Below are 5,534 nucleotides of genomic sequence, written 5' to 3'. Positions count from 1 at the left end.
GATGTTAATTATACTGCTGCTGTGAATAGTACTGAGTTTGGTGGTGTGCTTATTAATACTACTTTGGTTATTAATCTTGTTCCTGATAGTAAGGTTAATAGTAGTGTTAGTGTTAATGGTACTTTGAAAGATGAGTATGGTGATAATGTTAGTGGTGTGACTGTTATAGTGACTGTGGATGGTTTTAATTATACTAGTACTACTGATAGTAATGGTGATTGGAATATTACTTATCTTGTTAATTCTTCTAGTGAGATTAGTGTTGTTGCTACTTTTGTTGGGGATGTTAATTATACTGCTGCTGTGAATAGTACTGAGTTTGGTGGTGTGCTTATTAATACTACTTTGGTTATTAATCTTGTTCCTGATAGTAAGGTTAATAGTAGTGTTAGTGTTAATGGTACTTTGAGAGATGAGTATGGTAATAATGTTAGTGGTGTGACTGTTATAGTAACTATTAATGGAATTAGTTATAATAGTACTGCTGATGGTGAAGGTAATTGGAATATTACTTACATTGTTAATTCATCTGATCCAGTTAATGTTGTTGCTGTTTTTGTTGGTGATGTTAATTATGCTGCTGCTGCAAATAGCACTGTATTTGATGGTGTGCTTATTAATACTATTTTGGTTATTAATCTTGTTCCTAATTCTAAGGTTAATAGCAGTGTTAATATTAATGGTACTTTAAAAGATGAATATAATGGATCTGTTAGCAATATGGTCGTTGTTGTGGCTGTTAATGGTGCTAGTTATACTAGTATTACTGATAGTAATGGTGATTGGAATATTACTTATCTTGTTAATTCTTCTAGTGAGATTAGTGTTGTTGCTACTTTTATTGGGGATGTTAATTATACTGCTGCTGTGAATAGTACTGAGTTTGGTGGTGTGCTTATTAATACTACTTTGGTTATTAATTCTGTTCCTGATAGTAAGGTTAATAGTAGTGTTAGTGTTAATGGTACTTTAAAAGATGAGTATGGTGATAATGTTAGTGGTGCGACTGTTATAGTGACTGTAGATGGTTTTAATTATACTAGTATTACTGATAGTAATGGTAATTGGAATATTACTTATCTTGTTAATTCTTCTAGTGAGATTAGTGTTGTTGCTACTTTTATTGGGGATGTTAATTATACTGCTGCTGTGAATAGTACTGAGTTTGGTGGTGTGCTTATTAATACTACTTTGGTTATTAATCCTGTTCCTGATAGTAAGGTTAATAGTAGTGTTAGTGTTAATGGTACTTTAAAAGATGAGTATGGTGATAATGTTAGTGGTGTGACTGTTATAGTGACTGTGGATGGTTTTAATTATACTAGTACTACTGATAGTAATGGTAATTGGAATATTACTTATCTTGTTAATTCTTCTAGTGAGATTAGTGTTGTTGCTACTTTTATTGGGGATGTTAATTATACTGCTGCTGTGAATAGTACTGAGTTTGGTGGTGTGCTTATTAATACTATTTTGGTTATTAATTCTGTTCCTGATAGTAAGGTTAATAGTAGTGTTAGTGTTAATGGTACTTTAAAAGATGAGTATGGTGATAATGTTAGTGGTGTGACTGTTATAGTGACTGTGGATGGTTTTAATTATACTAGTACTACTGATAGTAATGGTAATTGGAATATTACTTACATTGTTAATTCTTCTAGCGAAATCAATGTCATTGCTACTTTTATTGGGGATGTTAATTATACTGCTGCTGTGAATAGTACTGAGTTTGGTGGTGTGCTTATTAATACTACTTTGGTTATTAATCTTGTTCCTGATAGTAAGGTTAATAGTAGTGTTAGTGTTAATGGTACTTTGAGAGATGAGTATGGTGATAATGTTAGTGGTGTGACTGTTATAGTGACTGTAGACGGTTTTAATTATACTAGTACTACTGATAGTAATGGTGATTGGAATATTACTTACCTTGTTAATTCTTCTAGTGAAATCAGTGTTGTTGCTACCTTTGCTGGGGATGTTAATTATACTGCTGCTGTGAATAGTACTGAGTTTGCTGGTGTGCTTATTAATACTACTTTGGTTATTAATCCTGTTCCTGATAGTAAGGTTAATAGTAGTGTTAGTGTTAATGGTACTTTGAAAGATGAGTATGGTGATAATGTTAGTGGTGTGACTGTTATAGTGACTGTGGATGGTTTTAATTATACTAGTACTACTGATAGTAATGGTAATTGGAATATTACTTACATTGTTAATTCTTCTAGTGAGATTAGTGTTGTTGCTACTTTTATTGGGGATGTTAATTATACTGCTGCTGTGAATAATACTGAGTTTGCTGGTGTGCTTATTAACACTACTTTGGTTATTAATCCTGTTCCTGATAGTAAGGTTAATAGTAGTGTTAGTGTTAATGGTACTTTAAAAGATGAGTATGGTGATAATGTTAGTGGTGTGACTGTTATAGTGACTGTAGACGGTTTTAACTATACTAGTACTACTGATAGTAATGGTAATTGGAATATTACTTACCTTGTTAATTCTTCTAGCGAAATCAATCTCATTGCTACTTTTATTGGGGATGTTAATTATACTGCTGCTGCAAATAGCACCGATTTTGGTGGTGTGCTTATTAATACTACTTTGGTTATTAATCCTGTTCCTGATAGTAAGGTTAATAGTAGTGTTAGTGTTAATGGTACTTTAAAAGATGAGTATGGTAATAATGTTAGTGGTGTGACTGTTATAGTGACTGTAGATGGTTTTAACTATACTAGTACTACTGATAGTAATGGTAATTGGAATATTACTTACATTGTTAATTCTTCTAGCGAAATCAATGTCATTGCTACTTTTATTGGTGATGTTAATTATACTGCTGCTGCAAATAATACTGAGTTTGCTGGTGTGCTTATTAATACTACTTTGGTTATTAATCCTGTTCCTGATAGTAAGGTTAATAGTAGTGTTAGTGTTAATGGTACTTTAAAAGATGAGTATGGTGATAATGTTAGTGGTGTGACTGTTATAGTGACTGTAGATGGTTTTAACTATACTAGTACTACTGATAGTAATGGTAATTGGAATATTACTTACATTGTTAATTCTTCTAGCGAAATCAATGTCATTGCTACTTTTATTGGGGATGTTAATTATACTGCTGCTGTAAATAATACTGAGTTTGGTGGTGTGCTTATTAATACTACTTTGGTTATTAATTCTGTTCCTGATAGTAAGGTTAATAGTAGTGTTAGTGTTAATGGTACTTTGAGAGATGAGTATGGTGATAATGTTAGTGGTGTGACTGTTATAGTGACTGTGGATGGTTTTAATTATACTAGTACTACTGATAGTAATGGTAATTGGAATATTACTTACCTTGTTAATTCTTCTAGTGAAATCAGTGTTGTTGCTACCTTTGCTGGGGATGTTAATTATGCTGCTGCTGTAAATAATACTGAGTTTGGTGGTGTGCTTATTAATACTACTTTGGTTATTAATCCTGTTCCTAATAGTAAGGTTAATAGTAGTGTTAATGTTAATGGTACTTTAAAAGATGAATATGGTGATAATGTTAGTGGTGCGACTGTTATAGTGACTGTGGATGGTTTTAATTATACTAGTACTACTGATAGTAATGGTGATTGGAATATTACTTATCTTGTTAATTCTTCTAGTGAGATTAGTGTTGTTGCTACTTTTATTGGGGATGTTAATTATGCTGCTGCTGTGAATAGTACTGAGTTTGGTGGTGTGCTTATTAATACTACTTTGGTTATTAATTCTGTTCCTGATAGTAAGGTTAATAGTAGTGTTAGTGTTAATGGTACTTTGAGAGATGAGTATGGTGATAATGTTAGTGGTGTGACTGTTATAGTGACTGTGGATGGTTTTAATTATACTAGTACTACTGATAGTAATGGTGATTGGAATATTACTTATCTTGTTAATTCTTCTAGTGAGATTAGTGTTGTTGCTACTTTTGTTGGGGATGTTAATTATACTGCTGCTGTGAATAGTACTGAGTTTGGTGGTGTGCTTATTAATACTACTTTGGTTATTAATTCTGTTCCTGATAGTAAGGTTAATAGTAGTGTTAGTGTTAATGGTACTTTGAGAGATGAGTATGGTGATAATGTTAGTGGTGTGACTGTTATAGTGACTGTGGATGGTTTTAATTATACTAGTATTACTGATAGTAATGGTGATTGGAATATTACTTATCTTGTTAATTCTTCTAGTGAGATTAGTGTTGTTGCTACTTTTGTTGGGGATGTTAATTATACTGCTGCTGTGAATAGTACTGAGTTTGGTGGTGTGCTTATTAATACTACTTTGGTTATTAATCCTGTTCCTGATAGTAAGGTTAATAGTAGTGTTAGTGTTAATGGTACTTTAAAAGATGAGTATGGTGATAATGTTAGTGGTGTGACTGTTATAGTGACTGTAGATGGTTTTAATTATACTAGTACTACTGATAGTAATGGTGATTGGAATATTACTTATCTTGTTAATTCTTCTAGTGAGATTAGTGTTGTTGCTACTTTTATTGGGGATGTTAATTATACTGCTGCTGTGAATAGTACTGAGTTTGGTGGTGTGCTTATTAATACTACTTTGGTTATTAATTCTGTTCCTGATAGTAAGGTTAATAGTAGTGTTAGTGTTAATGGTACTTTGAAAGATGAGTATGGTGATAATGTTAGTGGTGTGACTGTTATAGTGACTGTGGATGGTTTTAATTATACTAGTACTACTGATAGTAATGGTGATTGGAATATTACTTATCTTGTTAATTCTTCTAGTGAAATAAGCGTTATTGCTACCTTTGATGGGGATGTTAATTATACTGCTGCTGCAAATAGTACTGAGTTTGGTGGTGTGCTTATTAATACTACTTTGGTTATTAATCTTGTTCCTGATAGTAAGGTTAATAGTAGTGTTAGTGTTAATGGTACTTTAAAGGATGAGTATGGTGATAATGTTAGTGGTGTGACTGTTATAGTGACTGTGGATGGTTTTAATTATACTAGTATTACTGATAGTAATGGTGATTGGAATATTACTTATCTTGTTAATTCTTCTAGTGAGATTAGTGTTGTTGCTACTTTTGTTGGGGATGTTAATTATACTGCTGCTGTGAATAGTACTGAGTTTGGTGGTGTGCTTATTAATACTACTTTGGTTATTAATCCTGTTCCTGATAGTAAGGTTAATAGTAGTGTTAGTGTTAATGGTACTTTAAAAGATGAGTATGGTGATAATGTTAGTGGTGTGACTGTTATAGTGACTGTGGATGGTTTTAATTATACTAGTACTACTGATAGTAATGGTGATTGGAATATTACTTATCTTGTTAATTCTTCTAGTGAGATTAGTGTTGTTGCTACTTTTATTGGGGATGTTAATTATACTGCTGCTGTGAATAGTACTGAGTTTGGTGGTGTGCTTATTAATACTATTTTGGTTATTAATTCTGTTCCTGATAGTAAGGTTAATAGTAGTGTTAGTGTTAATGGTACTTTAAAAGATGAGTATGGTGATAATGTTAGTGGTGTGACTGTTATAGTGACTGT

The 5,534-nt window shown here is 32.1% G+C and carries 1 protein-coding gene; it reads left to right on the top strand.

The genetic code is table 11. The annotated features are described in order from the left end of the window. Positions 1–5,534 (top strand): beta strand repeat-containing protein (locus tag MBFIL_RS10740; protein WP_169805490.1); only part of this gene is annotated, 5,534 nt, incomplete at both ends.

The organism is Methanobrevibacter filiformis, from assembly GCF_001639265.1.
GTDB classification, from domain to species: Archaea; Methanobacteriota; Methanobacteria; order Methanobacteriales; family Methanobacteriaceae; genus Methanacia; species Methanacia filiformis.
Note: the sequence above shows the minus strand (reverse complement) of the source record. Positions and strands in the feature narration are given on the sequence as shown.